General features: G+C 65.6%; 29 protein-coding genes. 21 read left to right on the forward strand and 8 right to left on the reverse strand.

All coding sequences use genetic code 11. From position 1 onward, the window contains the following. Positions 1–12: 12 nt before the first annotated feature. Positions 13–651, reverse strand: a complete 639-nt coding sequence (locus VF651_00775; protein ID HEX7964221.1) for a glutathione S-transferase family protein — start codon at positions 649–651, stop codon at positions 13–15. Positions 652–819: 168 nt separating this feature from the next. Between VF651_00775 and VF651_00780 the strand changes: the two genes are divergently transcribed. Beyond that, on the forward strand, positions 820–1,896 hold the full coding sequence (locus tag VF651_00780) for a DUF5694 domain-containing protein (GenBank protein HEX7964222.1): 1,077 nt from the start codon (positions 820–822) through the stop codon (positions 1,894–1,896). A gap of 46 nt (positions 1,897–1,942) precedes the next feature. On the opposite strand, the gene VF651_00785 is transcribed toward VF651_00780, so the two are convergent. Both VF651_00785 and VF651_00790 read right to left on the reverse strand, forming a co-directional pair. Beyond that, positions 1,943–2,365 (reverse strand): DoxX family protein, encoded by a 423-nt coding sequence (locus VF651_00785; protein ID HEX7964223.1) that lies wholly within the window; start codon positions 2,363–2,365, stop codon positions 1,943–1,945. A 178-nt stretch (positions 2,366–2,543) separates the two neighbouring features. Further along, on the reverse strand, positions 2,544–2,903 hold the full coding sequence (locus VF651_00790; protein HEX7964224.1) for a GFA family protein: 360 nt from the start codon (positions 2,901–2,903) through the stop codon (positions 2,544–2,546). 91 nt (positions 2,904–2,994) lie between these two features. Here VF651_00790 and VF651_00795 point away from each other — a divergent pair, with 91 nt between their 5' ends. The 5 genes from VF651_00795 to VF651_00815 all read left to right on the forward strand — a co-directional run bounded on the left by VF651_00795 (position 2,995) and on the right by VF651_00815 (position 7,339). Further along, positions 2,995–3,393 carry a hypothetical protein gene (locus VF651_00795; GenBank protein HEX7964225.1) on the forward strand — a complete coding sequence of 133 codons (399 nt, stop codon included), beginning with the start codon at positions 2,995–2,997 and terminating at the stop codon, positions 3,391–3,393. Between the two features lie 8 nt (positions 3,394–3,401). Beyond that, the gene (locus tag VF651_00800) at positions 3,402–4,919 is read left to right on the forward strand and encodes a M20/M25/M40 family metallo-hydrolase (GenBank protein HEX7964226.1); all 1,518 of its coding nucleotides are present in this window, start codon (positions 3,402–3,404) and stop codon (positions 4,917–4,919) included. A gap of 77 nt (positions 4,920–4,996) precedes the next feature. Then, positions 4,997–5,788 (forward strand): hypothetical protein, encoded by a 792-nt coding sequence (locus VF651_00805; protein HEX7964227.1) that lies wholly within the window; start codon positions 4,997–4,999, stop codon positions 5,786–5,788. Positions 5,789–5,877: 89 nt separating this feature from the next. After that, positions 5,878–6,681: a hypothetical protein gene (locus tag VF651_00810; GenBank protein ID HEX7964228.1), complete on the forward strand. Its 804-nt coding sequence runs from the start codon at positions 5,878–5,880 to the stop codon at positions 6,679–6,681. Positions 6,682–6,832: 151 nt separating this feature from the next. Then, positions 6,833–7,339, forward strand: coding sequence for a hypothetical protein (locus tag VF651_00815; GenBank protein ID HEX7964229.1), 507 nt, complete (start codon positions 6,833–6,835; stop codon positions 7,337–7,339). A 40-nt stretch (positions 7,340–7,379) separates the two neighbouring features. On the opposite strand, the gene VF651_00820 is transcribed toward VF651_00815, so the two are convergent. Next, positions 7,380–8,522: an acyl-CoA desaturase gene (locus VF651_00820; GenBank protein HEX7964230.1), complete on the reverse strand. Its 1,143-nt coding sequence runs from the start codon at positions 8,520–8,522 to the stop codon at positions 7,380–7,382. 439 nt (positions 8,523–8,961) lie between these two features. On the opposite strand from VF651_00820, the gene VF651_00825 reads away from it, so the two are divergent. The 9 genes from VF651_00825 (at position 8,962) to VF651_00865 (ending at position 14,004) form a co-directional block, all read left to right on the forward strand. Continuing rightward, positions 8,962–9,300: a hypothetical protein gene (locus VF651_00825; protein HEX7964231.1), complete on the forward strand. Its 339-nt coding sequence runs from the start codon at positions 8,962–8,964 to the stop codon at positions 9,298–9,300. Positions 9,301–9,308: 8 nt separating this feature from the next. Further along, positions 9,309–9,749, forward strand: a complete 441-nt coding sequence (locus tag VF651_00830) for a DUF6196 family protein (GenBank protein HEX7964232.1) — start codon at positions 9,309–9,311, stop codon at positions 9,747–9,749. 19 nt (positions 9,750–9,768) lie between these two features. Then, positions 9,769–10,707 (forward strand): EamA family transporter, encoded by a 939-nt coding sequence (locus VF651_00835; protein HEX7964233.1) that lies wholly within the window; start codon positions 9,769–9,771, stop codon positions 10,705–10,707. Between the two features lie 95 nt (positions 10,708–10,802). Continuing rightward, positions 10,803–11,315, forward strand: coding sequence for a hypothetical protein (locus VF651_00840; GenBank protein HEX7964234.1), 513 nt, complete (start codon positions 10,803–10,805; stop codon positions 11,313–11,315). Positions 11,316–11,467: 152 nt separating this feature from the next. After that, the gene (locus VF651_00845) at positions 11,468–12,271 is read left to right on the forward strand and encodes a Crp/Fnr family transcriptional regulator (protein HEX7964235.1); all 804 of its coding nucleotides are present in this window, start codon (positions 11,468–11,470) and stop codon (positions 12,269–12,271) included. Beyond that, positions 12,264–12,842 (forward strand): MEDS domain-containing protein, encoded by a 579-nt coding sequence (locus VF651_00850; GenBank protein HEX7964236.1) that lies wholly within the window; start codon positions 12,264–12,266, stop codon positions 12,840–12,842. The genes VF651_00845 and VF651_00850 overlap by 8 nt, the downstream gene beginning before the upstream one ends. A 154-nt stretch (positions 12,843–12,996) precedes the next feature. After that, positions 12,997–13,209 (forward strand): hypothetical protein, encoded by a 213-nt coding sequence (locus tag VF651_00855; GenBank protein ID HEX7964237.1) that lies wholly within the window; start codon positions 12,997–12,999, stop codon positions 13,207–13,209. A 62-nt stretch (positions 13,210–13,271) separates the two neighbouring features. Continuing rightward, on the forward strand, positions 13,272–13,547 hold the full coding sequence (locus VF651_00860; protein ID HEX7964238.1) for a hypothetical protein: 276 nt from the start codon (positions 13,272–13,274) through the stop codon (positions 13,545–13,547). A gap of 169 nt (positions 13,548–13,716) precedes the next feature. Beyond that, positions 13,717–14,004, forward strand: coding sequence for an RNA-binding protein (locus tag VF651_00865; protein ID HEX7964239.1), 288 nt, complete (start codon positions 13,717–13,719; stop codon positions 14,002–14,004). A 67-nt stretch (positions 14,005–14,071) separates the two neighbouring features. Here VF651_00865 and VF651_00870 read toward each other — a convergent pair whose 3' ends face one another. The 3 genes from VF651_00870 to VF651_00880 all read right to left on the reverse strand — a co-directional run bounded on the left by VF651_00870 (position 14,072) and on the right by VF651_00880 (position 15,318). Further along, complete coding sequence (locus VF651_00870) at positions 14,072–14,452, reverse strand: hypothetical protein (protein HEX7964240.1); 381 nt, start codon at positions 14,450–14,452, stop codon at positions 14,072–14,074. A 113-nt stretch (positions 14,453–14,565) separates the two neighbouring features. Further along, complete coding sequence (locus tag VF651_00875; GenBank protein HEX7964241.1) at positions 14,566–14,724, reverse strand: DUF3309 domain-containing protein; 159 nt, start codon at positions 14,722–14,724, stop codon at positions 14,566–14,568. Between the two features lie 126 nt (positions 14,725–14,850). Next, entirely contained in the window at positions 14,851–15,318 is a 468-nt protein-coding gene (locus VF651_00880) for a hypothetical protein (protein ID HEX7964242.1), read from the reverse strand. A 169-nt stretch (positions 15,319–15,487) separates the two neighbouring features. Between VF651_00880 and VF651_00885 the strand changes: the two genes are divergently transcribed. Next, on the forward strand, positions 15,488–16,618 hold the full coding sequence (locus tag VF651_00885; GenBank protein ID HEX7964243.1) for an alpha/beta hydrolase: 1,131 nt from the start codon (positions 15,488–15,490) through the stop codon (positions 16,616–16,618). A 9-nt stretch (positions 16,619–16,627) separates the two neighbouring features. On the opposite strand, the gene VF651_00890 is transcribed toward VF651_00885, so the two are convergent. Further along, positions 16,628–17,623, reverse strand: coding sequence for a YciI family protein (locus VF651_00890; protein ID HEX7964244.1), 996 nt, complete (start codon positions 17,621–17,623; stop codon positions 16,628–16,630). A gap of 150 nt (positions 17,624–17,773) precedes the next feature. Between VF651_00890 and VF651_00895 the strand changes: the two genes are divergently transcribed. From VF651_00895 to VF651_00915, 5 genes are all read left to right on the forward strand, one after another. Continuing rightward, positions 17,774–18,193 (forward strand): hypothetical protein, encoded by a 420-nt coding sequence (locus VF651_00895; GenBank protein ID HEX7964245.1) that lies wholly within the window; start codon positions 17,774–17,776, stop codon positions 18,191–18,193. Between the two features lie 57 nt (positions 18,194–18,250). Further along, positions 18,251–19,405, forward strand: coding sequence for an acyltransferase (locus tag VF651_00900; protein ID HEX7964246.1), 1,155 nt, complete (start codon positions 18,251–18,253; stop codon positions 19,403–19,405). A 75-nt stretch (positions 19,406–19,480) separates the two neighbouring features. Then, positions 19,481–20,110 (forward strand): GNAT family protein, encoded by a 630-nt coding sequence (locus tag VF651_00905; GenBank protein HEX7964247.1) that lies wholly within the window; start codon positions 19,481–19,483, stop codon positions 20,108–20,110. Positions 20,111–20,174: 64 nt separating this feature from the next. Further along, positions 20,175–21,719, forward strand: a complete 1,545-nt coding sequence (locus VF651_00910; protein HEX7964248.1) for a hypothetical protein — start codon at positions 20,175–20,177, stop codon at positions 21,717–21,719. Next, positions 21,703–22,143: an aldehyde-activating protein gene (locus VF651_00915; protein ID HEX7964249.1), complete on the forward strand. Its 441-nt coding sequence runs from the start codon at positions 21,703–21,705 to the stop codon at positions 22,141–22,143. The genes VF651_00910 and VF651_00915 overlap by 17 nt, the downstream gene beginning before the upstream one ends. Position 22,144 lies beyond the last annotated feature (1 nt).

Genomic DNA, 22,144 nt, shown 5'->3' on the forward strand with positions numbered 1-22,144 from the left:
GGGCCGGAGCCCCTATTTAGCGTTCACCGCCAGCTGCGCCGCGAACGCTCGCTTGTAGGCAGGCCGCGCTTCGCCGCGTGCCACGTAGGCGGCGAGCGTCGGGAACTCATCCAGGATGCCCGATGACCGGTACCGCAGCAGCACCGAAGCCATCAGCAGGTCCCCCGCGCTGAACGCGCCGTCCAGCCACTCCGCATCCCCGAGGCGGGCGGCGAGGAGCTTCAGCCGGGCGCGGGCGCGGTCCATGACGAGCGGCATGCGCTCCTTGGCCCAGGGCTTGTCGGCTTCCAGGAGCCTCGCGTTCGCGAGTTCCAGCACGGGCGGCTCGATGGAGCTCAACGCGGCGAACATCCAGGTGATCGCGCGGGCCCGGGCATCTGCATCTTCCGGCAGCAGTCCCTTGAAGCGCTCGGCGATGTGCAGCACGATGGAGCCGGTCTCGAACAGCGTGAGGCCGTCTTCCTCATAGGTGGGGATCTGGCCGAAGGGATTGCGCTCGAGGTGCTCGCCCTCCTTCAGCGCCTTGAACGAGACCAGCCGCACTTCGTAAGGCTGGCCCACTTCCTCCAGCGCCCAGCGCACCCGCGTATCCCGCGCCAGCCCCTTGCCGCCGTCCGGCGACTTCTCGAAGGCGGTGATGGTGATGGTCATCCTGGGATTTCCTTCCTGGAGAAGTGCACGATCATCTCCATAAGAAGATAACGGAAAATGACAGGAGTTGGTTGCTTTTATGTTTCCAGCTTCATCGCCGTACGGAACGATTTCTGCGGCCAGCCTGTCACAACTATCATCGGGATCAATCGGACAAAGGACGACGGCATGAAGAACCGGTTCCATATCTATGGCCTGTCCGCGCTCCTGGGCTGGTCTGCCACCGCCTTGGCGGGGCAAAGCCTTCCGGTGCTGGATCAGCACCTGGCCGGACCGCGCACCCAGGTCTTGGTGCTCGGCACCATGCACCTGTCCCAGCTCCCCAAGGGCTTCAAGCCCGAGTCACTGGCCCCCGTGCTGGCGAAGCTCGCGGCCTACAAGCCGGACATCATCACCATCGAAGCTCTCTCGGGTGTGAGCTGCGACCTCATGGCGCGCCAGCCGGCCGTCTATGATCCCCAGGGCGTCGCCTACTACTGCCACAGCACCGCGGCCGCCAAGGCTGCAACCGGTCTCGACGTGTATGCCGCCACGGGCGAAGCGGTGAAGAGCCTGGCCAGCTGGCCGGCCCAACCGGCCCCGGCACAGCGCCGCCACCTCGCCGCGCTCTTCCTGGCCTCCGGCGACGGGACTTCCGCGCTGGTCCAATGGCTGCAGCTGCCGCAGACGGAGCGCCACGCCGGCGATGGACTCGACGACACCCTGGCCGCGGCGCTGGACGGCCTTGAGACCAAGCAGAACGAGGACTATCTGATTGCAGCGCGCCTGGCCGCGCAGCTTGGCCTTCAGCGCGTGTATCCGGTGGACGATCACACCGGCGACAACATCACCATCGACGACGAAGCCGCCTATGACAAGGCCATCCAGGCCGCCTGGGACAAGGGCCATGCCGCCGCCAAGCCCATGCGCGACCAGGAAGCCGCGCTGGAGAAGTCCGGCGATCTGCTCGCCGCCTACCGCTTCATCGACCGGCCCGACAACATGCAGCTCGCGATCCAGAGCGACTTCGGCCAGGCCCTCAAGGACCCGTCGCCGGGGCGCTACGGCCGGCTATACGTGGGAGGCTGGGAGACCCGCAACCTGCGCATGGCGGCCAATGTGCACGAGGCCTTCCGCGAGCATCCTGGCGTCCGGGTGCTGTGCATCGTAGGTGCTTCCCATAAGCCCTGGTTCGACGGGCTGCTGGGACAGATGCAGGGCGTGGATGTCGTAGACGTGGAGAAGGTGCTGGGTCCGGCGGACTGACCTCCTGTCGAGGTCACGCGGCTCATCTGAGGGGCGATGGTGATGGTCATGGCGGTCCGAGCCATCCGCGCCTGACGGCCAGGATGCGTCCGGGGCCGTGCGCGGCTGCGAAGAGCAGGCCCGCGATGAACGTGAAGTGGTCCACGAAGAAGCCGAACTCGTCCTGGTTGCCCGCCCAATGCGAGGGCCCGTGGAACGCGAACGCCAGGAACAGCACGTAGACCGCCGCCACGAGCGCGGCCTCCGAGAAATACGCGCCGGTCAGGAAACACGCGATGAGCGCGAGCTCGAGCAAAGCGGCGAGCCAGGCGAGAAGGGTAGGCAGCGGAAAGCCTGCTGATGCGATGTAGCCCGCCGTCGCACCGATGTTCGTGAGCTTGAAACTCACCCCGATGAGGAATACCACGGCGAAGATCAGCCGCCCCGCGAGTACTGCCCCGGTCTTCCATCCCGGCTGGTTCGGTTCCATCGCCATCGTTAGCTCCTGCTGTTTGTTCCTGCCGCCTATCGTAAGCCTTGCCGGAACGGGGATGGGGAGGGGCTATCCATACTCTCAGCGCCATGCTGAGATTCGGCCTTGCGGGTCAGGACGTCTCTGTCACAAAACTGTCATAGAAGGGGGGGGGTAAAAGGTTAAATCCGAAGACTCAGTCAAGATACTTCCAGGTATCCGCGCCATCGAAGTGGCGCACCTTCGCTTTCGCCAGCACTTCCGGCGGCAGCATGCGTGCATTCACGCCCACGCGGTCGATCTCGCCCTCCGGCACCGCGGTCCAGTGGGTCACGCAGCCGCACGCCGGGCAGCGGTGGTGCGCCATGGACTTGTCGCCCCACATGTAAGTGTCGGTCTTGCCGTCCTTCACCATCACCCGCACCTGGGCCGGCCGGTAGTAGGCGCAGAGCGTCCCGTAGCGGCGGCAGATGGAGCAGTTGCAGCTCGTGACCTGCACCGGCGCCGTCTCCAGCTCCAGCGAGACGTTCCCGCAGTGGCATGTGGCTGTGACCATGGGTCTTCCTGTAGCTATTCCGTGCGATGAAGACACTAGGCTTCATGGCAAGATAGGGTCAATAGGCAAGACAAATAGACGGGGGTCAGGGATGAGAGAGACCGAGAATTCACTGCAGCTCTGGTTCGGCGCGGTAGGCATGCTCACGCTCGTGGATCTGTTCCTCAAGGTCGAGAAGGCGTACATCGCGTCGACCAACCCGATGGCGATCCTCAGCCGGCCCCCCGTGGCCATCAGCCTGCTGATCTCGCTGGCCATCGTCATTGCCTACCTCTTCGTGGCCATCAAGTTCAGGGACCTGATCGTCACCAGCCCCAACGCGATACGGGCCGTGCTGATAGTCAGCATGGTCTATCTGGCTATCGTCGTGACACTGTTGGCCGTATTTACCCATTCAAGCCGTACCCTATTCTGGCCGGGCATCGAGCTAGCTGCGACCGTGTATCTGCTTCTGAACGTCAACCGCATCGTCAAGGAACTGAGGGAATGAAGATGAACGTGAGAAGCACGCTCTTCGGTCTTGGCCTGTCATGCATGGCCACCGCCGCTGCATCAGCCCCCGCCGGTTCGCTCCACGACCAAGTCGAATCCTGGCGCAAGGCCCACGAGAAGCAGATCGTCACCGAGTTCTCGGACTTCCTGGCGCTGCCGGACGTGGCGACGAACGTGCCTGACATCGAAGCCAACGCCCGGGCGCTAGTGAAGATGGTAGAAGCGCGGGGCCTGAAGGCGAAGATCCTCTCTGCCGGTCCCGGCACGCCGCCGGCAGTCTATGGCGAGCTGAAAGTCCCGGGCGCCAAGCGCACCGTGGTCTACTACGCCCATTACGACGGCCAGCCCGTCACGCCGTCCCAATGGCGCTCGCCGCCGTTCACGCCGGTGATGCGCGATGGCGCCGATGGCAAGGACGTGGACTGGCGCGCGGCGTCCGCCCTCGATCCCGAGTGGCGGCTCTACGCACGGGGCGCCGGCGACGACAAGGATTCGGAAGAGGCGATCCTCTCGGCCCTCGATGCGCTGAAGGCTGCCGGCCGCTCGCCATCGGTGAACGTGAAGCTCTTCTTCGACGGCGAGGAGGAGCAGGGCTCGCCCCACATCGAGGCGATCCTGCGTGCGAACAAGGAGCTGCTCAAGTCCGACCTCTGGATCATCGGCGATGGTCCGGTACACCCGAGCCGCCGGCCGCAGCTCTACTTCGGCGCGCGCGGCGACACGGGGCTCGAGATGACCGTCTACGGCCCCATCAAGGCCGTGCACAGCGGCCACTACGGCAACTGGGTGCCCAACCCGGCGGTGATGGTCGCCGAGATCGTGGCCGCGTTGCGGGACGGCGAAGGCAAGATCCTCGTCCCCGGCTATTCGGACAAGGTGCGCCCACTGACACCGGCGGAGAAAGCGGCGCTGGCGGCGCTCCCGGACGCGGAGACCGGCCTCAAGAAGGAACTGGAGATCGGCCGCAGCGAAGGGAAGGAGCGGCTCGCCGACAGCCTCATGCGCCCGGCCATCAACGTGCGTGGCATCAGCTCGGGTCATGTGGACGCGGAAGCCACCAACGCCGTCCCGGTGGAGGCGCGGGTCTCGTTCGACCTCAGGCTCGTGCCGGACCAGACCCCGGAAGACGCGCGCGCCAAGATCGAGGCGTTCCTGAAATCCAAGGGCTACACGCTGATAGACCATGAACCGAGCGCGGAGGAGCGCATGGCCGCGCCCCGGCTGGTGCGCATGCAGTGGGAGAGCGGCTATCCCGCCTGGCGCACCGACATGGCCCTGCCCGCCTCGAAGGCCATCATCGCCGCCGCCGGCCGCGCGGCCGGCCAGCCGGTGATCGTCCAGCCCATGCTCGGCGGCAGCGTGCCCATGTACCTCTTCGCCGACGTCTTCAAGACTCCGGTGGTCGGCGTGCCCATCGCGAACCACGACGACAACCAGCACGCCCACGACGAGAACCTGCGCCTGCAGAACCTCTGGGACGGCATCCAGACCTATGCCGGTCTCATGGGCGATCTGGACTGGTGACGGGGAGGGCATGTCGGACCAGGTGGAGAGATTTTCAGGTAGCCTTAAGATAGGGAACAGTGACTAAGGGGTAGAAGATGACCTCGCTTTCAAGAGTGACCGTATTCCTCACGGCTGCGCTTTCGCTTTGCGTCTGCGGCGCCGCGCAGGCCAAGAGCCATCTCAGCCGCGATGAGCTCAAGGTGCTTTCCAACGCCACGGTGGCGGTGGTGTACATGGATAGCGACCGGGCGGTCTGGCCTTATATCGATCGGCATTCCGGTACCACGCCGATGAGCATGGCGCTGGCGGATGACCTGAACGAGCGTCAGTACCAGAACTTTCTGGCCCGAGTCACGCCCTACCAGGGGACCCTGGACAGGCTGTCCTTGCCGGACTCCAACCGCAAAGCGGTGCAGGATGCACTGGCCTCGGTGTCTTTCCTGCACGAGGCGCCGTGGGTCACGGTCGTGCCTGACCCGAAAGACCACCTGTTCATGCGCGAGCAGGGACTGAAGACCAAGGCCAACGTGGTGATCTTCATACGGCCGCGCCTGGAGTTGAACGACGATGCCGATGGCCTCTACATGGTCACTTTGATCGACATCGAGACCCTGGACGCCACCGGCACGACCCTCCAGCATTACGAGAGTGCCGAGGTGTCGACGGATGTGGATGTGGACGACGACAAGCTGCCTCCCGTGGCCGGCTCGCCTGCGCCGGGCACCGGCGAGGAGGACATCCGTGCCGCCAGGCTTTTTGCCGATGATGGCGCCGGCTTCAAGCCGTTCTATTTTCAACTGTTGAAGCAAGCCCAGCAGAAGCTCTACTACTTCTTCACCGGCGAAGACACTCCGCCGCCGCCTGCGGCCGCCGCCGCCGCGAAGTGAGACCAGTTCCAGGTAAGTGTTTACACCGACGTCCACTCGGGCATGTTCAAGTAGCCTTGCTGTAGGGAACAGTGACAAAGGGGCAGAAGATGACCACGTTTCCAAGAGCGATCGTATTCCTCGCGGCCGTATTCTCGCTTTGCGTGAGCGGTGCCGCCCAGGCCAAGACACACCTGCGCCGTGACGAGATCAAGATCCTGTCCAGCTCCTCGGTGCAGGTGATCTTCGTCGGCACAGACGTGCCTCTAGGCACCTACCTGGATGCCAACCATCACGCCATCAGCCTGGGAGGTGCCGAGGGCGGCCTCGCGGATGCCTTGAACCAGCACCGTTTGGACGTGTTCACGAGCCGCCTGCTGCCCTACCAGCCCATGCTCGACAAGCTCGCGCTGCCGGCCATGGACCGCAAGCTCACCCAGGACTCGCTGTCCTCGGTGCCGTGGCTGAACGAGCTGCCGTGGCTGGAGGCCAAGCGCGAGCCGCTGCAAGATTTCTTCGTGCGCGACAACGTCAAGCAGAGCCAGGCGCAGGTCGTGGTCTTCATCGAGCCGCAGATGCTGATGGCGGTGACCACCGGGCAGCTGCTCATGACCTGCATCATCGACGTAGAGGTCGTGAACCAGCCGGGCCACATCACCCATTACGATCAGTCCGAGTTCACCGCGGAGCTCGACATCGAACCCGATGATCTGCCGCCCCGCACCTCGACACCCAAGGATGACGAGGATGACGAAGACGTGAACCTCGAGCGCATGTTCACCAACGATGCGGCCGGTTTCCGCCAGCTGCTGGGGAAACTGACTCCCCAGTTCCAGCAGAAGCTGTACTACTTCTTCACCGGGCAGGACACCCTGCCGCCGCCACCCGCAGCCACCGCCGCCGCGGCGAAATAAGCATATATGAAGGAGAGCGACTGTCTGCACGGCCATCCGCCGGCAGTCAGATTCCCAAGGAATGTTACTAAGCCCGGCAGCCTGGATTCCGGAGCCGCGGCGATGGTGCACACCGTATCCTTTCCATGTCCGAATCCCCGAGGTGCCTTCGATGATGATCCTGCTGAACTTGGTGCATATCATGGCGGGGGCCTTCTGGGCCGGCGCCGTCCTGCTGCTCACGTTCTTCCTGTTCCCTGCCATGGAATCCGCCGGACCTCAGGGCGGCGCGGTCATGCAGAAGCTGGTGAAGGGCACGCGCTTCCCGCTGGCCATGATGGGTAGTGGCGTGCTGACGATCCTGTCCGGACTCGCTCTGTATTGGTTCGTGTCCGGCGGCCTGAGCGCAGCCTGGATATCCTCGAGCCACGGCGTGGCGATCACGGTAGGCGGCATCGGCGGCATCCTCGCCGCCATCGTGGGCGGCGCGATGTCCGGCCGGGCCTCCAAGCGCCTGGGCGCGCTCATGCAGGAGATCCAGGCTGCGGGCGCACAACCCACGGCGGACCAGCAGATGGAGATCGCGTCCCTGAAACGCACCGTGCGCCGGGGTTCCCTGGCGGGAGCGGCCTTCATCCTGGTCGCGTTGGTCGGCATGTCGGTGGCGCGCGCCTTGTGAGAGGCACGACGGAGCCGCTGGACTGCCGCGGGACTCGCCTTTAGGCGGAAGCCGGTTCCGGCGGCCGGCCCATGCTCCTGAGCCAGCGGAAGTGTGAGGCCACGGCGCCGCCGAAGCTGCGGTTCACGTTGTACGGCACGCCGTATTCCCGGCAGGTCTGCTCCACCACGCCCGCGATGGCGGGGTAGTTCACATGGCTCAGGGTAGGGAACAGGTGGTGCTCTATCTGGAAGTTGAGCCCGCCCACGAGCCATGACACCACGCGGCTGTCCTGCGCGAAATCCACCGTCGCTTCCGCCTGGTGAACCGCCCAGGCGCCGGCCATGCGCGCGGTGCCCGGCTCCGGCGTAGTGAAGTGCGCTTCCTCCACCGTGTGTGCCAGCTGGAACACCGTGCTCAGCACCACGCCGGTGACGGCCACCGTCACCACGTAGAACACCGCCACCGCCCAGAACGGGTGGAACAGCAGCGGGATGCCGAAGGCGAGCGTCATGAACGCGAGTTTGCCGCCGATGAACAGCGCCAGCTCCCAGCCGCGCGGCCGCGGGAAGGGGTTCACGCCCATGCGCCCGGTAATCACGTCCCGGTAGTCATCGTAGAAGTGCCACTTGATCACCATCACGCCGTACAGCGGCCACAGGTACCACTGTTGCCAGCGGTAGATGCGCCGGTAGGGTTGCTCGGGGCTCAGGCGCCCGAAGATGCCGAGCTCGATGTCCGTGTCGTGGCCGTGGATGTTGGCGTACATGTGGTGGAACACCGCGTGCTTCCAGCGCCACACGTAGGAGCTGCCGCCCACCATGTCCAGCGTCATGGCCATGAGCTTGTTGACCCAGGCCCGATCCGAGTAGGCACGGTGCCCGCCGTCGTGCTGGATGTTGAAGCCGATCTCGGCGGTGGCGAAGCCGAGCAGCACTGCCAGCGGCAGGGCCTGCCACCAGGCCTGCGCGGCGAACACCAGCAGGCCGTAGCACAGCGCGAAGCCCGCCAGCACCACCGCGGTCTTGAGATACATGCGCGGGCAGTCCCGTTCGCGGATGTGCCGCTCGCGGATCAGGGCCTCCACACGGCGGCGCAGCTCCTTCTGGAAGCCCGCGTCCGGCGCGAACTTCAGCCGGCCTCCCTGCGCTTCGGCCGCGGCGGCCTGGCTCGAACCGGAGATCTTCGGGGCGATGCCGATCATCGTTGGATACCACGCCGTTGCGTGGACCTCGGGTGAGGTCCGTATTAAGGGGTCTGGGAAGCACTCTAGTGGGGGCGGACGCGCCGAGCCCTGACCCAAGTCAACTCCCTGTGACTTCGGCACGCCCCGCAAGGAGCTTATGCCCAAGCCGGCATGCAGGAACGGCTCGGCGCCGGTATTTTTTGGCCTGCGGCGGGCGGTAGTGAGAATCGTTTTCGGCAAGGCGGAGCCGCGTCTCTCCGCACTGTGAGCTTTAGTCACTCTCCAGCCCCGCAAAAAATAGGGCCGGAATCACCCTGAATATCCCGTACCATGTCGCGGCCGCAAAATGGGGTAGCCGCCATCGACGCGATGCCACGCATGTGCTGCTGGCGGGAATTTCGGTCCTGATCTCCGGTCTTTCATCTGGGTCGGTGACCAGCCAAACCAGGAGTAGCCGATGAACCTCGACGGCCTGACCATGTATGTGAGCCATACCGCCGACCAGGGCGTTGTGGGCGCCGACACCGTCCTGCGCTTCATCCAGAAGGGAACTCGCGTGGTGGCCCGCTACAGCGGCGGCTCCATAAAGAACGGCTGCTTGGTGGGCGAGATCGACGGTGAGGCGCTGACCTTCCGGTATGCCCAGGTCGAAGCCTCGGGCGAGGTGCATGGAGGCAGTTCGGTCTGCGACATCGTGACGCTCGACGATGGCCGCACGCGCATCATCGAACACTTCACTTGGCGCACCCGGACAGGCTTCGGCGACAACATCTTCGACGAAGCGGAGGCCGGCTAGCCCGCTCCATGGTGCATATCTCGAGTGAATCCCCGGCGGAGACCGACGCGCGCCTGCGCAGAGTGATCTCCAGCACGCAGATACGGTTCTATGACGAGCCTTATGCGTTCATGGAGTTCCCCGCATCCGGCTTTCCGGCGGCGGTGGACCCAAGGGCGCTGGCGCTCGTCCGGGACGAGGCGCTCTGGAGCCAGCTCGTACCGAGCCTCGATCCTGACGCCGAGCGGTTCATGGTGTTCCGCTGCCACTTTCCCGCCGGCATGGACAACAGCGGATTCGTGGGCTGGCTCGCCAGCCGTCTCAAGGCGCGCCTGGGCACGGGTGTCTTCGTCGTCTGCGGCCAGAACCAGGCGCAGGGCGGCATCTTCGACTACTGGGGCGTGCCGCTGTCGCTCGCCGACGCCGCGAGACGGGAGCTTGAGTCCCTGTCGCGCGGTGATGCATCTTAATTTCCATCATGGTGCTTGCATGAATGCCATAACCGCCGATACCCCGCACATGACGTGGAAGGTCCTGCTGGCCTACGCGATCATCTATTTCGTGTGGGGTTCCACCTACCTCGCGATCCGCGTGGGCGTGCTGGAGATGCCGCCGCTGCTGATGGCGGGCGTCCGCTTCCTCATCGCCGGCCTGCTGCTCTACGGCTGGACCGCGTGGCGCGGCGAGCGCGTGCCGACCGCGCGCCAGTGGGCGTCCATCTCGCTGCTGGCGTTCCTGATCTTCGCCGTGGACTATGGCCTGGTGTTCTGGGCGGAGCAGCGCGTGCCCTCCGGCGTCACCGCCATCATGATGGCGACCATCTCGGCCTTCATGGCCCTGGCGGAGATCGTCTTCTTGCGCACGCAGAAGCTGACGTGGCGCCTCTCCGTGGCGCTGCTGATCGGCTTAGGGGGCGTCGCGGTGCTGGTGAGCGATTCCCTGGACCTGGGCGGCGCGCCCGTTGATGCCTGGGGCGCCGTGGCGCTGATCGTCGGCGCCGTCGCCTGGGCGGTCGCGGCGGTGTTCGCCCGCACCCAGCCTCTGCCGGATTCGAGGTTCCTGAGCTCCGGCGCGCAGATGCTGGTGGGAGGCGTGATGCTGCTCCTCACCTCGGCGGCGCTGGGCGAGTTCGGCCACTTCCACCCGGCGGCGGTCTCCTTCGGCGCCTGGTTCTCGCTGGCCTACCTGATCGTCCCCGGCTCCATCGTCGCCTTCACGGCCTACGTGTGGCTTCTGCATCACGATTCCCCGACCCGGGTCGGCACCTATGCCTACGTGAACCCGGTGGTGGCGGTGCTGGTGGGTTACTTCATGGGCGGCGAGGCACTGGATGCCCGCACGCTCCTGGGCGCGCTGTTCGTCCTCGTCAGCGTGGTGATGATCACGACCAAGAAGACGCCGTCTGCGGCGATCAAGGCCTCAGACTAGGCGTGCGGTGCATCCTCTTGCCCAACGAGGGAGAGCGAGTATCCTTGGGGTGGAAGGCAGTCCAAGACGCTGCTCCAGCTCATCAAGGGGCCCACATGGATATCTTGGCGGTTCGTTCCCTTAGGCTCGCTGCACTGTTTGCCGTCGCGGCCATCGGCGGCTGCGCTTCGGCGCCCCCGCTGCCGCCGCCTCCGACCCAGCTTCCTCCGGACGACTATCTCATCGTGCCGGGTACGCGCGTCGGTCCGGTCGCCATCGGCATGAGCAGCAAGCAGGTGCTGCAGGTGAAGGGCAGCCCCGACAAGAGCTCGACCCGGTCCATGTACAACTATCACGACGATTACCGGGTGATCGTAGACGATAAGACGCAGCAGGTCTTGCGCGTGGACACCCGCAGCGTGTGGTACAGCACCGCCGAGGGCGTGAAGCCCGGGCAGTCGGAGCTCGATATGCGCGCCAAGATGGGCAATCCCGGCAGCTCGTCGAACGTCGGCACCGATGAGTTGCCCACCTATCTGTACTGCTACGACAGGGGCCTGGCCGTGTACATCTTCCAGGGCAAGATCTACAACCTGTCGGTGTTCCTCCCCGGCGGGGTCTGCAAGTAGCGGGCGACGCGTCCGGCCACATCGGCAGAAGCCTGTCCATCTGGCAAATACCTGATTGACATAAGGGCCAGCCGTCCCTATTTTCACCCTCGCTTTTTTCAAAATTGCGCCTGGATCGGCGTGAGCAAAAACCCTGATATCGAGGTATCGATATGTCGCAACCAAATGACAACTGGCTGCTTCTTTCCTTGCCGGAGACGGACTCCGCGCGGCTCAAGGCAGAGCTGCAGCGGGTCAGGCTCGAGAAAGGCCGGCCACTTTACCGGCCGGGGGAGAAGACGGACTACGCGTACTTCCCGCTGGACTGCCTCGTCTCCACCGTCTACATAACCCCGCATACCGCTGCCGCCGAGATCGCGGTGACGGGCCGCGAGGGCGTGGTCGGCCTCGAAGTCCTGCTGGACGACGTCGCCATCCCGCGTTTCGCGGTGGTGCAGGGTTCGGGTTCGGCCATGCGGATCCGCGCCGAGGTGTTGACGCAGGAGTGCGCCCGCAGCCGGCCCTTGCGCGAGGCATTCATGCGCTACATGCAGGCCCTGATAAGCCAGATGATGCAACTCTCCATCTGCAACCGGCACCATGGCGTGCAGGAACGGTTCTGCCGCCTGCTGCTGTCGCGGCTGGACCGGATGACGGGCGACACCGTGGACATATCCCACGAGCTCCTGGCCAGTGCACTCGGCACCCCCATGCATGACATCACCCGCATCGCCATGGACTTCTGGTCTGCCGGCTACATCGACCAGGGAGCGGGCTCCATCCGGGTGCGGGACCGTGCCGCACTGGAGGCGCGCGCCTGTGACTGTTACCAGACGGTCCGGGACCACTATGACCGGCTGCTGTCCAATTGGCGCGTCCCGGCTGGATCCACGCGATCAGGCAAGGTCGGGACGATGCCCTCGCTCTCCGCGGTGGACCGGTCTGAATTCGAGATGCAGGCGACCGGAGGTGAGTGATCATCGCGTCATCTTCTATGAGCGGGAACAGGATTTCGTGGATCAGGTCGCTGGGTTCCTGGCGGAAGGCCTCACGGCGGGAGACGCCTGCGTGGCTATCGCCACCGGTGCGCACCGGGCCGCTATCGCCGCGGAGCTGACTGCGCGAGGGTTGCTAGGGAACGAGGGCGGCGCGGACAGCGTCATTTACCGGGCGCTGGATGCCGGCGAGATACTCAGGAAGTACATGGTCGCGGGCTGGCCGGACGCGCAGCAGTTCGCGGAGGCCATCGAACCGGTCCTGGTGGAAGCGTCCGGAGGTGGCCGCAAGCCGCTGCAGCTCTTCGGCGAGATGGTGGCCCTCGAGTTCGAGGCCGGCAACAAGGAAGCGGCGATCCGCATCGAGGAGCTCTGGAACGGGCTCGCCGGGCGGCATGAGTTCTCGCTGCTCTGTGCCTATCCCATCGGCCAGGCCAGCAAGATGAAGGACTACACTTCGCTCTTGCGCGTCTGCGCCGAGCACACCCAGACCGCTCTGCCCATGGGCCTGTGGACCGGCAAGCACCTCGCCGGCATGGAAAGCGAAGCCTAGTCTTACCCGCACACGCGCGCCGGACAGCGTCCCTCCGACACACTATTTCCCCCGCCTTCCCGGCACGCACCTTCTTAAAGGCGTACACTGGTATTGCCCTTTCTCCTTGCCACGCCGGTCTGCTGCAGCGTGACCTCAACCAGAGGACCGCGCCATGACCGACATATCCCGCCGACCCCCTTCCCAACATCGCCAGGCATTGGAACGCGACGACCTCGAGAAGGTGCGCGCCGCCGCCCGGGCCGCTTACCAGGGTGCCGAGATATGCCTGTCCGATGCCGTGAGGAAGCGCGACCAGCGTCGCGCCGAGCGGGAGCGTGAGGCTGCCAAGCTGCACTACTTCGGCAAGCCGCAGGTGTCGCGGTGATCACGTTCACATCCCGCAGCCCGGAGCCGGCGCCCGGCGCACAGCCATGCGGGGGCGCGAAGGTGGCCCTCAAGTTCACGCAGACGGGCAAGTACCTCATCGCTGCCGGCAGCGAGCGCCAGGAGGGAAAGGAATCCTTCAGCCCCGTGCTCTACATCAGCGTGGTCGGCGAGAAGGGCTGGGCGACCCATTACCCGCTACGGGGCAAGTTCGCCAGGGACGAGGAGGCTGCCGCGGCGGCGCTCCACTATGGCATCCAGATCATCACGCGCCAGGTGCGGGACGTGCCGCGGCCCGGCGATCCGCAGCTGCTCACCGTCGAGCCCCAGGCGCCCTGATTCGGCATCCGGATGTTTATTTTCGGCTGAACGACGCTTTTCGTATCTTTACCGGTCCGGAAGTGTTACAAGGGTGCGCTGTCCGCAGCCTCAGATGACCGAAGCCTTCCGTCTTCCTTCCTCTCCGACCGTAGCAGCACATCCCTTCCTTCACTATCGAGTAATTCGCATGTCACAGCAGAACAAGTTGTATGTCGGTAATTTCCCCTTTTCGGTCGATGAGTCGCAGCTGCGCGAGATCTTCTCCCAGTACGGCGAGATCTCGGAACTCAACCTGATCATGGACCGCGACAGCGGGCGTCCCAAGGGCTTCGGTTTCATCACCTTCGCCTCCCAGCAGTCCGCCGAGAAGGCGCTGGAGCAGAACGGCAAGGACATGGGCGGCCGCGCCCTCCGGGTGAACATGGCCATGGACAAGCCGCGCACCACGGGCGGCAGTGCTCGTCCGCGCTGGTAACACAGCCGCATATTGATGCAGAGAGCCCCGCCGCGAGGCGGGGCTTTTTTATGCCCGCGCGACAGGCTCAGTGCAGCGGCGCGGTGCCCGACAGCTTGTCGACCTTGAGCAGGTGCTTCTTCGCCAGGGCCAGCAATTGGCCTTCGGAGGGGTGGTCCACCGTCTCCCAGGCCTTGATCTGCTTCGCCAGGGCAGGGCGGTGCTTCTCCACGTAGTGCCGGAAGTCCGCTTGGGCGCTGTGCGGCCCCGCCACCAGCACTTCAGCCACGCCCTTCAGCGCATCGCAGACTTCGCCGAAGAACTCGTGTTCCGTGCGCACCTCGCTGCCGTGCTGGCGGGTGTAGTGCTTGTGGGCGTCGATCTTCCGGGACTGCAGGTCCTTCGCATCGAACTGCAGCACCTGGGCATGCTGATGGTCTATCAGGAGCGCGGCATGATGGAGTGGCATGGAAATCCCTCGGCTATCTCTATTTGGGTATATGCAGGATAGTCCTGCGGCCAGGGTCCATACCTGATCTACATCAAGTCAGCGACGCTCCTTGCCGGGCGGCAGGCGCCAGGTCAATGGCTTCCCAGCAGCAGCCACAGGATGAGGATGACCACGATGAGGCCGGCGCCGCCGCTCGGGTAGTAGCCCCAGGAACGCGAATACGGCCAAGTGGGCAGGGCGCCGATCACGATCAGGATGAGGATGATCAGAAGTATCAGTCCGATGCTCATGTCTTGATTCCTTCTTGTACTTGGTATGACAAGCATGAGCCGGCGTAGGAGCCAGGTCTGTGCTCCAGCACACGCGGATGAGTCATCGTGGCCCGGTAAGTGACATATGCCCCGGACCGACGGCTTCTATTCCTCCTCCACCCGCTTATAGGTCAATTGCAGGTCCGGTTCCCAAGGGCCGCCGTCCTTCGACATCTCGCCCTTCGACACGAGGGTACGGCCGCCGTCGGTGAAGGTGCCGGTGAAGCGCTGGGAGAATTTCGGGTTGTAACGCCACCAGGTCCAGACGCCGTCCCGCATCGCGGTCTGGATGTTGCGCGAGACCCCGCGCTCGTCGAAGTACAGCATCCAGCACTCACCGGCGACGTTGTCGCTGCCGAAGATGGCGAGGCCGCTGGGCACCTCCGGCTCGTCGGTCTCGGAGCGCATCATCAGGAACGCGCCGCCCTCGATCCACTGGAACGAGGCGCGGCCGTGGAACACCTTGCCCGGCACGTGAGGATGCGTGCCTTCGGTGGTCCACTCGCCCACCAGCACGCGGAACGGCTCGAGCGCGGGATTGGGGATGACGGCTTCCTGGGCGAGGGGGCTCATGTCGGTATCTTGAGCCTTTGCGGGGCCAGACGCCGGGACGCGGGCCGCAGTTTTGCCGGCGGGTGGAGGGGCTGGTCACGAAAAGCGGGGTATGTTGCAATCCTTCCGCCGTGAGCCCCACGTAATGGCGAAGGCGATCGGCAGGCGCTATTCCGGAGGAAGTTCACTCATGATGTCCTTGGCCCGCGTGGCGCTCACTGTCCTGGTGTTACTCGTCCCGTTCGCCACCTGCGCTGACGAAGCACCCAAGCCCTTCACCCAGGACGACGCCCGCGCCATCGTCGGCAACCTGCAGAAGGTGGTATCGCCACGGGGCATAGACGAGCGGCTGCTGATCTTGGTGGGCGGCGTCCACCAGTGGATCACCGTCAAGGGGCGGGACGACCGCAACCCCATCCTGCTCTTCATCCACGGCGGGCCGGCGGCGCCGGAGATGCCCACCAGCTGGACCTTCCAGGACGGTTGGGAGGACTTCTTCACGGTGGTGCAGTGGGACCAGCGCGGCTCGGGCAAGAGCTACAACGCCAACGATCCGGCGGACATCAAGTTCACCCTGAGCGTGCAGCAGATAACCGATGATGCGGCGGAAGTGGTGCAGTACCTGCGCCAGCGCTACCACCAGGACAAGGTGTTCGTGATCGCCCATTCCTGGGGCACCGTGCCGGGCTTGAGGCTCGCCCAGGAGCACCCGGAGTGGCTCTATGCCTACATCGGCATGGGCCAGATCATCGACATGCGGGAGAACGAGCGCCTGGACTACGAGTCCGTGCTGGCCTCCGCCAAGGCGGACCACAACGACAAGGCGGTGAAGGAGCTGGAAGCCATCGCACCCTATCCCGATCCCAAGCGCCCCGTGACCTTCGACGAGATCGGGGTGGAGCGCGGCTGGTCGGTGTACTACGGCGGCCTCACCTGGAATCGCAAGAGCTACGACTACTACTACGACGCCGGCAAGCTCTCGCCGGATTACACGGACCAGGACCTGGCCGCCATCGACAAGGGCTCGCTCATGTCCCTGACCCGGCTCCTGCCGGAACTCATGGCCGTGGACTTCACCCGAACCACGGACTTCAAGTGCCCCATCGTGATCTTCAACGGCCGGCACGACATCACCACCTCCGCCGCCCTGGCGGCGGCCTGGTTCAAGACCGTGCGCGCTCCCGTGAAGAAGCTGGTCTGGTTCGAGGACTCAGCCCACATGATGCAGATCGAGCAGCCGGGCCAGGTGCTATTGCACCTGGTACAGGACGTTAGGCCGCTCTCGGACAGGGATAGCTACGATACGAGCACGGAACGGTAGCGAGGCGGGTCAGCGGAGCTGGACGCTCTGCCGTCCGCGCTCGATCAGGCCCTTCTCGATCCCCGGCCACTGGCCATAGGCCTTGCCGCCTTTCTTGAGGTCCGCCGCGGTGAGACCTGCCGGCGCGGGCTCGCTGTAGATGACCATCAGCTCCTTGCGGCCGCCATCCATGAGGTGCACGAAGCGCACCAAGATCATGGACTGGGGCAGTGCGTAGCCCTGTTTGACCAGCAGTGCCTTGAGATGCGCGGTGTCGGAATCAGGCCCGTCCTTGGAATCCAAGGTTTCTGCCCAGGTGTCTACCAGGAAATCCAGACCGCCCAGCATCACGTGGCGCGCGGAGTCATAGGTGTGGTGGTACTCGGGGTGCGAGGGGAGATAGGCCTCGAACTGCACCCAGTAGAGGCGCTGTACCTGCTTGTCCTTGTCCGCGCCCACGAATGCATGCAACTCGATGTCGTCGAAATAGGTCTGCAGTATCCAGCGGTCCGCGCCGGCATAGGCCGCGGAAGCGGGCAGGGTGATCGCCACCGCGGGGTCGCGCTTGGACGAGACGACGTTTCCCTGCACCGTACGCTCGGGTTTGAGCGCCGCAGCGTCCGCCATCAGCGGTTCCGCCGCATGGAACGTGGGCGACCAGCTGTGGACCTCGCCCGTGAACATCTCGCGGGTGATGGAAGGATCCGCGGCCATGATGGTCTTGGCGTCGGCCAGATCCTTGGCCTTTAGGACCACCACGCCGCCGGGTTCATCGAGCGTGGGCCCGGCATCCAGGATCGTGCCTTCCTGGAACAGCTTCTTCATATATAGGTAGTGGGCGCCGATGGCATCCTGCTGTTTCATGGGCACGCCTTCCTTCCACGCCGGCCCTTGCTTGTAGAGGATCACGAAGAGCGCGCTGTCTTTGGGTGCATCCTCCGCTGCTGCCGAGGCCGCAAGCAGCAGCGCGGCCGCTACGGCATTTCGGCAAACCCCCTTCCAATCCCAGCATCCAGGCTTCGCCATCGTTTCGCTTCCTATCCATTCAAGGCCGAAGGACTAGTCTATCTATTGCGCAGACGATGAACATTATGTCTAATTACGGGGCCGCAGGATGCTGGCACCGGAAGGCTTTTGGAGAGAGACATGTCTGAGCTGGAATTGCTCCATGAAAGGATGCGTGGGATCTACATCGGGCGCCGCTTCGTAGGTGAGATCCCGGAGAGCGAGTGGCACGCCATCGCCGACTACGTGCGTGGCAACCCCGTCATCTGGCAGGCCCAGGCCCGCAACCTCCTGCGGGTGGTCGGCCGGGTGTTCGGCTTCGGCTTCATCAGCGTACCGCTCGGCGTGTTCTGGACCGCGGCCATGCTGGGCTGGGTCGGCAAACCCATCGCCATCGGCGGCATCGACGGCCACGTGGGCGGGCTGCTCAGCCAGCCGGGGCTCATCATCGCCGCCGTCGCGCTGGGTGTCGGCGCCATGCGCGCGCTCGGCCTCAAGCTCGGCTACGTGAACTTCTTCTCGAAGGCCCACAGCGCGCTGCTCAAGGAGCGCCTGGGACTCGACGAGCCCGGTGAATGTTCCGTCCGTTGACGCTGACTCCGGTATCCTGACACTCGCCGAAACCTGCGCCTCGCGCCAGGGTCATCCATGCAGAGATCGACTGGCTCACGCGACCCGGGCATAGATCTCCTGCGGGGACTCTCCATCCTGCTCGTGGTGCTGCACCACATCGGGCTGCGCATCCCGCTCCGGCATACGGCACTCGGCGCGTTCCTGCCGCCGCGCCTCAGCAGCGCCCTCAACTACAACGGCTACGAGGCGGTGTTCGTGTTCTTCGTCATCTCGGGCTTCCTCATCGCCCGCAACAGCCTGCGGCGCTGGGGCAGCCTGGGCCGGCTGGATTATCGTGCCTTCTATGCGATGCGCTTCGCCCGCATCGTCCCCTGCCTGTTGGCGCTGGTGGCTGTCCTCAGCCTGCTCCATCTGCTGGGTGCAGGGGATTACGCGATACACCGCCCAGGCCAGTCGCTCACCGGCGCTGCCGCGGCGGCACTCGGCTTCTACCTAAACTGGTACGAAGGGCTCTTGGGCTACCTGCCCGGCAACTGGGACGTGCTGTGGTCCCTCTCCATCGAGGAAGTCTTCTACTTGGGCTTTCCGGTGGTCTGCCTGCTCACGCGGCGCACGGCGATACTGCTGCCGCTGCTCGTGCTGCTGGCTCTGTCGCTGCCTTACACCCACGCCGCGGCAGCGGGGAACGAGATCTGGCAGGAGAAGGCTTATCTCCCGGGTATGGCGGCGATCGCCATGGGTATCCTGGCGGCGCTCACCGTCGAGCATGCCAAGACGCCCCGGCGCGGCGTGGCCCTCGCGCTCGGTCTTGCCGGCGCGTTCGGTCTCGCCGCGGTGTTCACGGTGGAGGACCTGCTGTGGTCCGCGTGGCACGACGCCACGCTGCTGCTGCTCACCTTCTCCAGCGCTGCGCTCCTGCTCGGCATGCACTGGCGGGGGACGCGGCTGCCCCCGGGACTGAGCTGGTTCGCCGGTTTCGGGCGGCTGAGCTACGAGATCTACCTTAGCCACATGTTCGTGGTGTTCACCGTGGTGAGTCTCTACAAAGCCTCCGGAGAAGTGGCACTCGGCTGGTTCTGGTATCCGCCGGCGGTGCTCGCCTGCTGGGCTTTGGGCTGGCTCATCGCCCGCGGGCTCTCGATGCCGGCCGATGCAGCCTTGCGCCGCCGCCTGCTGAGGCGGCCAGTGGCCGGTTCCCCGTCGCCGCTGCCGGCCGAAGCGACGGAGTGAGCGTCTGCCACTGGTACATGAGCACGGCCCGTTCTGGTACCTAACAGTCGTCACGCTGGCCGCTATAGTCAGCCCATGAAGATCCAGACACCCGCCTTGAATGGCCGCCACGTGCGGCTCGAGCCCTTGAGCCTCGACCACCTGGAAGCGCTCATGGCCGCGGCCAGGAGCGATGACGCCGAACTCTACCGCTGGACCATCGTGCCCCAGGGCCGCGAGGCCATGCGCGCTTATATAGAGGAAGCCCTGGCCTGGCAGGAAGCGGGCACCGCGGCGCCTTATGCCACCGTGCGCCAGGCGGACGGCGCCGTGATCGGCTGCACCCGCCTCTTCGACCTCACCCGCTGGGACTGGCCGAAGGGCCACGCACGACACGATTCCAATGCGCCGGACGTGGGGGAGATCGGCTTCACCTGGCTTAGTCCCCGGGCCATACGCACCGCAGCCAACACCGAGGCCAAGCTGATTATGCTGACCCAGGCCTTCGAGGGCTGGGGCATGTTGCGCATCTGCCTGCAGACCCACCACCGCAACGAGCGCTCCCGTGCCGCCATCCAGCGCATCGGCGGCCGGTTCGAGGGCATCATCCGCGCCAGCCGGCTGGCGCCGGACAATACCCCGCGGGACACGGCCCGCTTCTCCATCGTCGCGGCAGAATGGCTGGAGGTGCGGGCGAAGCTCATGGACATGCTCGGGAAGGATTAGAATCTACCCAGCCGGCGACACCGCCCGGCATGGGGTGAGGGAAGGGATCTTGCGTCATCAGGCCATGTCCGCGCGTCCGCTCGCGCTCTTCGCACTCCTGTCCCTTCCGCTATTCCACGTGCCGGCCGCGCGGGCCGACGAGGTCAGCGCCGGCACGCAGCGCCAGCTCGGCAACTGCGCGACGTTGGGCGAGGCGGTGCGCCGCTTCGCCGGCGCCCGCGACCACGGTCTCGCCAAGATGGATGCATTCCAGAAAGTGACGCAAGGCCAGTCCGCCTACGTGCCGGGCTCGCTCCTGGATCAGACGCTGCAGTGGCCCTACGATCACCCGGGCGAGCAGCAGATCACCACAGCCTCGCACTTCTACCACCGCTGCGTGCTGGACGGCCTCGATGTGCTGACGCTGGCCACGGATCAGGAACTCACCGGCGTTTCCTTGAGTTGCCAGCAGCAGCACGCGGGTGATGCGAACGCCATCGACACCTGCATCGCCGCCGCCACGGACGCCATCGTGGCCCGTACCCAGACCACCGCGCCCGCGGCGGTCTCGGCCACGCCATCCAGCGCCACCAGCCCCAGTTTGTCACCGGACAGCGCGACACTGGCCGCTGCCGAGGCGGTGGCGGCGAACGCGCCGCCGCTCCCCGCGCCCGTCGCCGAGCCTCCGCCCGCGCTCAAGCTCGAGCCCACCTCGCCGGATGCCTCGGCGCCGATGTGGGTGGAGGTTCCGCAGGCGCCCGCGCCGACATCCGTGAGACCTTCCACGCAAGTTGCGGTCACCGCGCCCGCCGCGCCGCTGCCCGCCGCGCCGCTTGAACCCACGGCTCCGGCGCCCGTCACCGCGCCGGCGCAGACAGATCTCTCCGCCGCCGCACCGGTGGCAGTGAAGTCTGCCGCGCCGCAAGTTGCCGTCGCTTCGCCGAATGCGCCGGTGGCCATGCCCGCACCGGCGCCCATCGCGCCGAAGCCTGCCCCGCAGTTCGTCGCAGTCGCGCCGGTCCCCGCCGTACCGCCAGCACCAGCAGCCCCGGCGCCCACGCCGCAGGTGGCGGCGGTGGCATCGGCTCCCCCCGTCGTCGCCACACCGGCTGCATCCAAGCCGGCCCATGCCGAGCCCACCGTGGCCGCCGGCCAACCCGCCAGCGTGGAGGAGTACGGCCAGCTCAAGCTCGGCATGCCGCTGAGGGACGCCATCAAGACCTTCCACAGCTACGGTGAGCGCGGCACGGATGAGCAGGGCTCCGAGACCTATACCTTCCTGGTGGGCGGCGGCCATGCATTCATCACGCTGCGCACCTCGCCCACGCACCCCGGCGAACTCTACGGCATCCAGGTGACGGGCAGCCCCGAAGCCGAGCTCGCGCCGCTGGCGGGCGTGGCGCTGGGCGACACCGCCACCGCGCTGTTCACGAAGGTGGGTGAGCCCACCGCGCGCACGCCGGTCAAGGACTACCACACCATGTGGAGCTACCTCGGCCACAACTACTCGTTCGAGGTGAGCGACGGCGGTGACGTGATCAGCCTCGTGATCTACGGCTACGCTGGCACGCCTCACGACGAGTCCATGGACGACGGCGAGGACGAGGACGGCGATGGGGCAGGCTTCTAGCCTCAGCGGCGGCTGCCACTGCAGCAACCTGAGGCTCGAGATCTCACTGAGCCGTGCGCCGGAGTCGTATCAGCCGCGCGCCTGCGACTGCGAGTTCTGCGCCCGTCACGCCGCGGCGTATATCTCCGATGCCCAGGGTTCCCTCGCCATCCACGTCAAGGATGCGGGCCGGCTCGCGCGCTATCGCCAGGGCAGCGGACAGGCGGAGTTCCTGCTCTGTTCCGATTGCGGCGTGCTGGCGGCGGTGATCCATGAGAGTGAGGGCCGTCGCTATGGCGCCGTGAACGCCCACGCCTTCGGTGGCGGCGAGTCTTTCGGCACGCCGCAACCCGCGTCCCCCAAGACCCTCTCGTCCGCGCAGAAGATCGCCCGCTGGCAGGAAGTCTGGTTCCCCGATGTGGAGCTGCGTTTAAGCGTCCCCTGAG

Source organism: Gammaproteobacteria bacterium, assembly GCA_036383255.1.
GTDB lineage: Bacteria > Pseudomonadota > Gammaproteobacteria > Natronospirales > REEB76 > DASUBN01.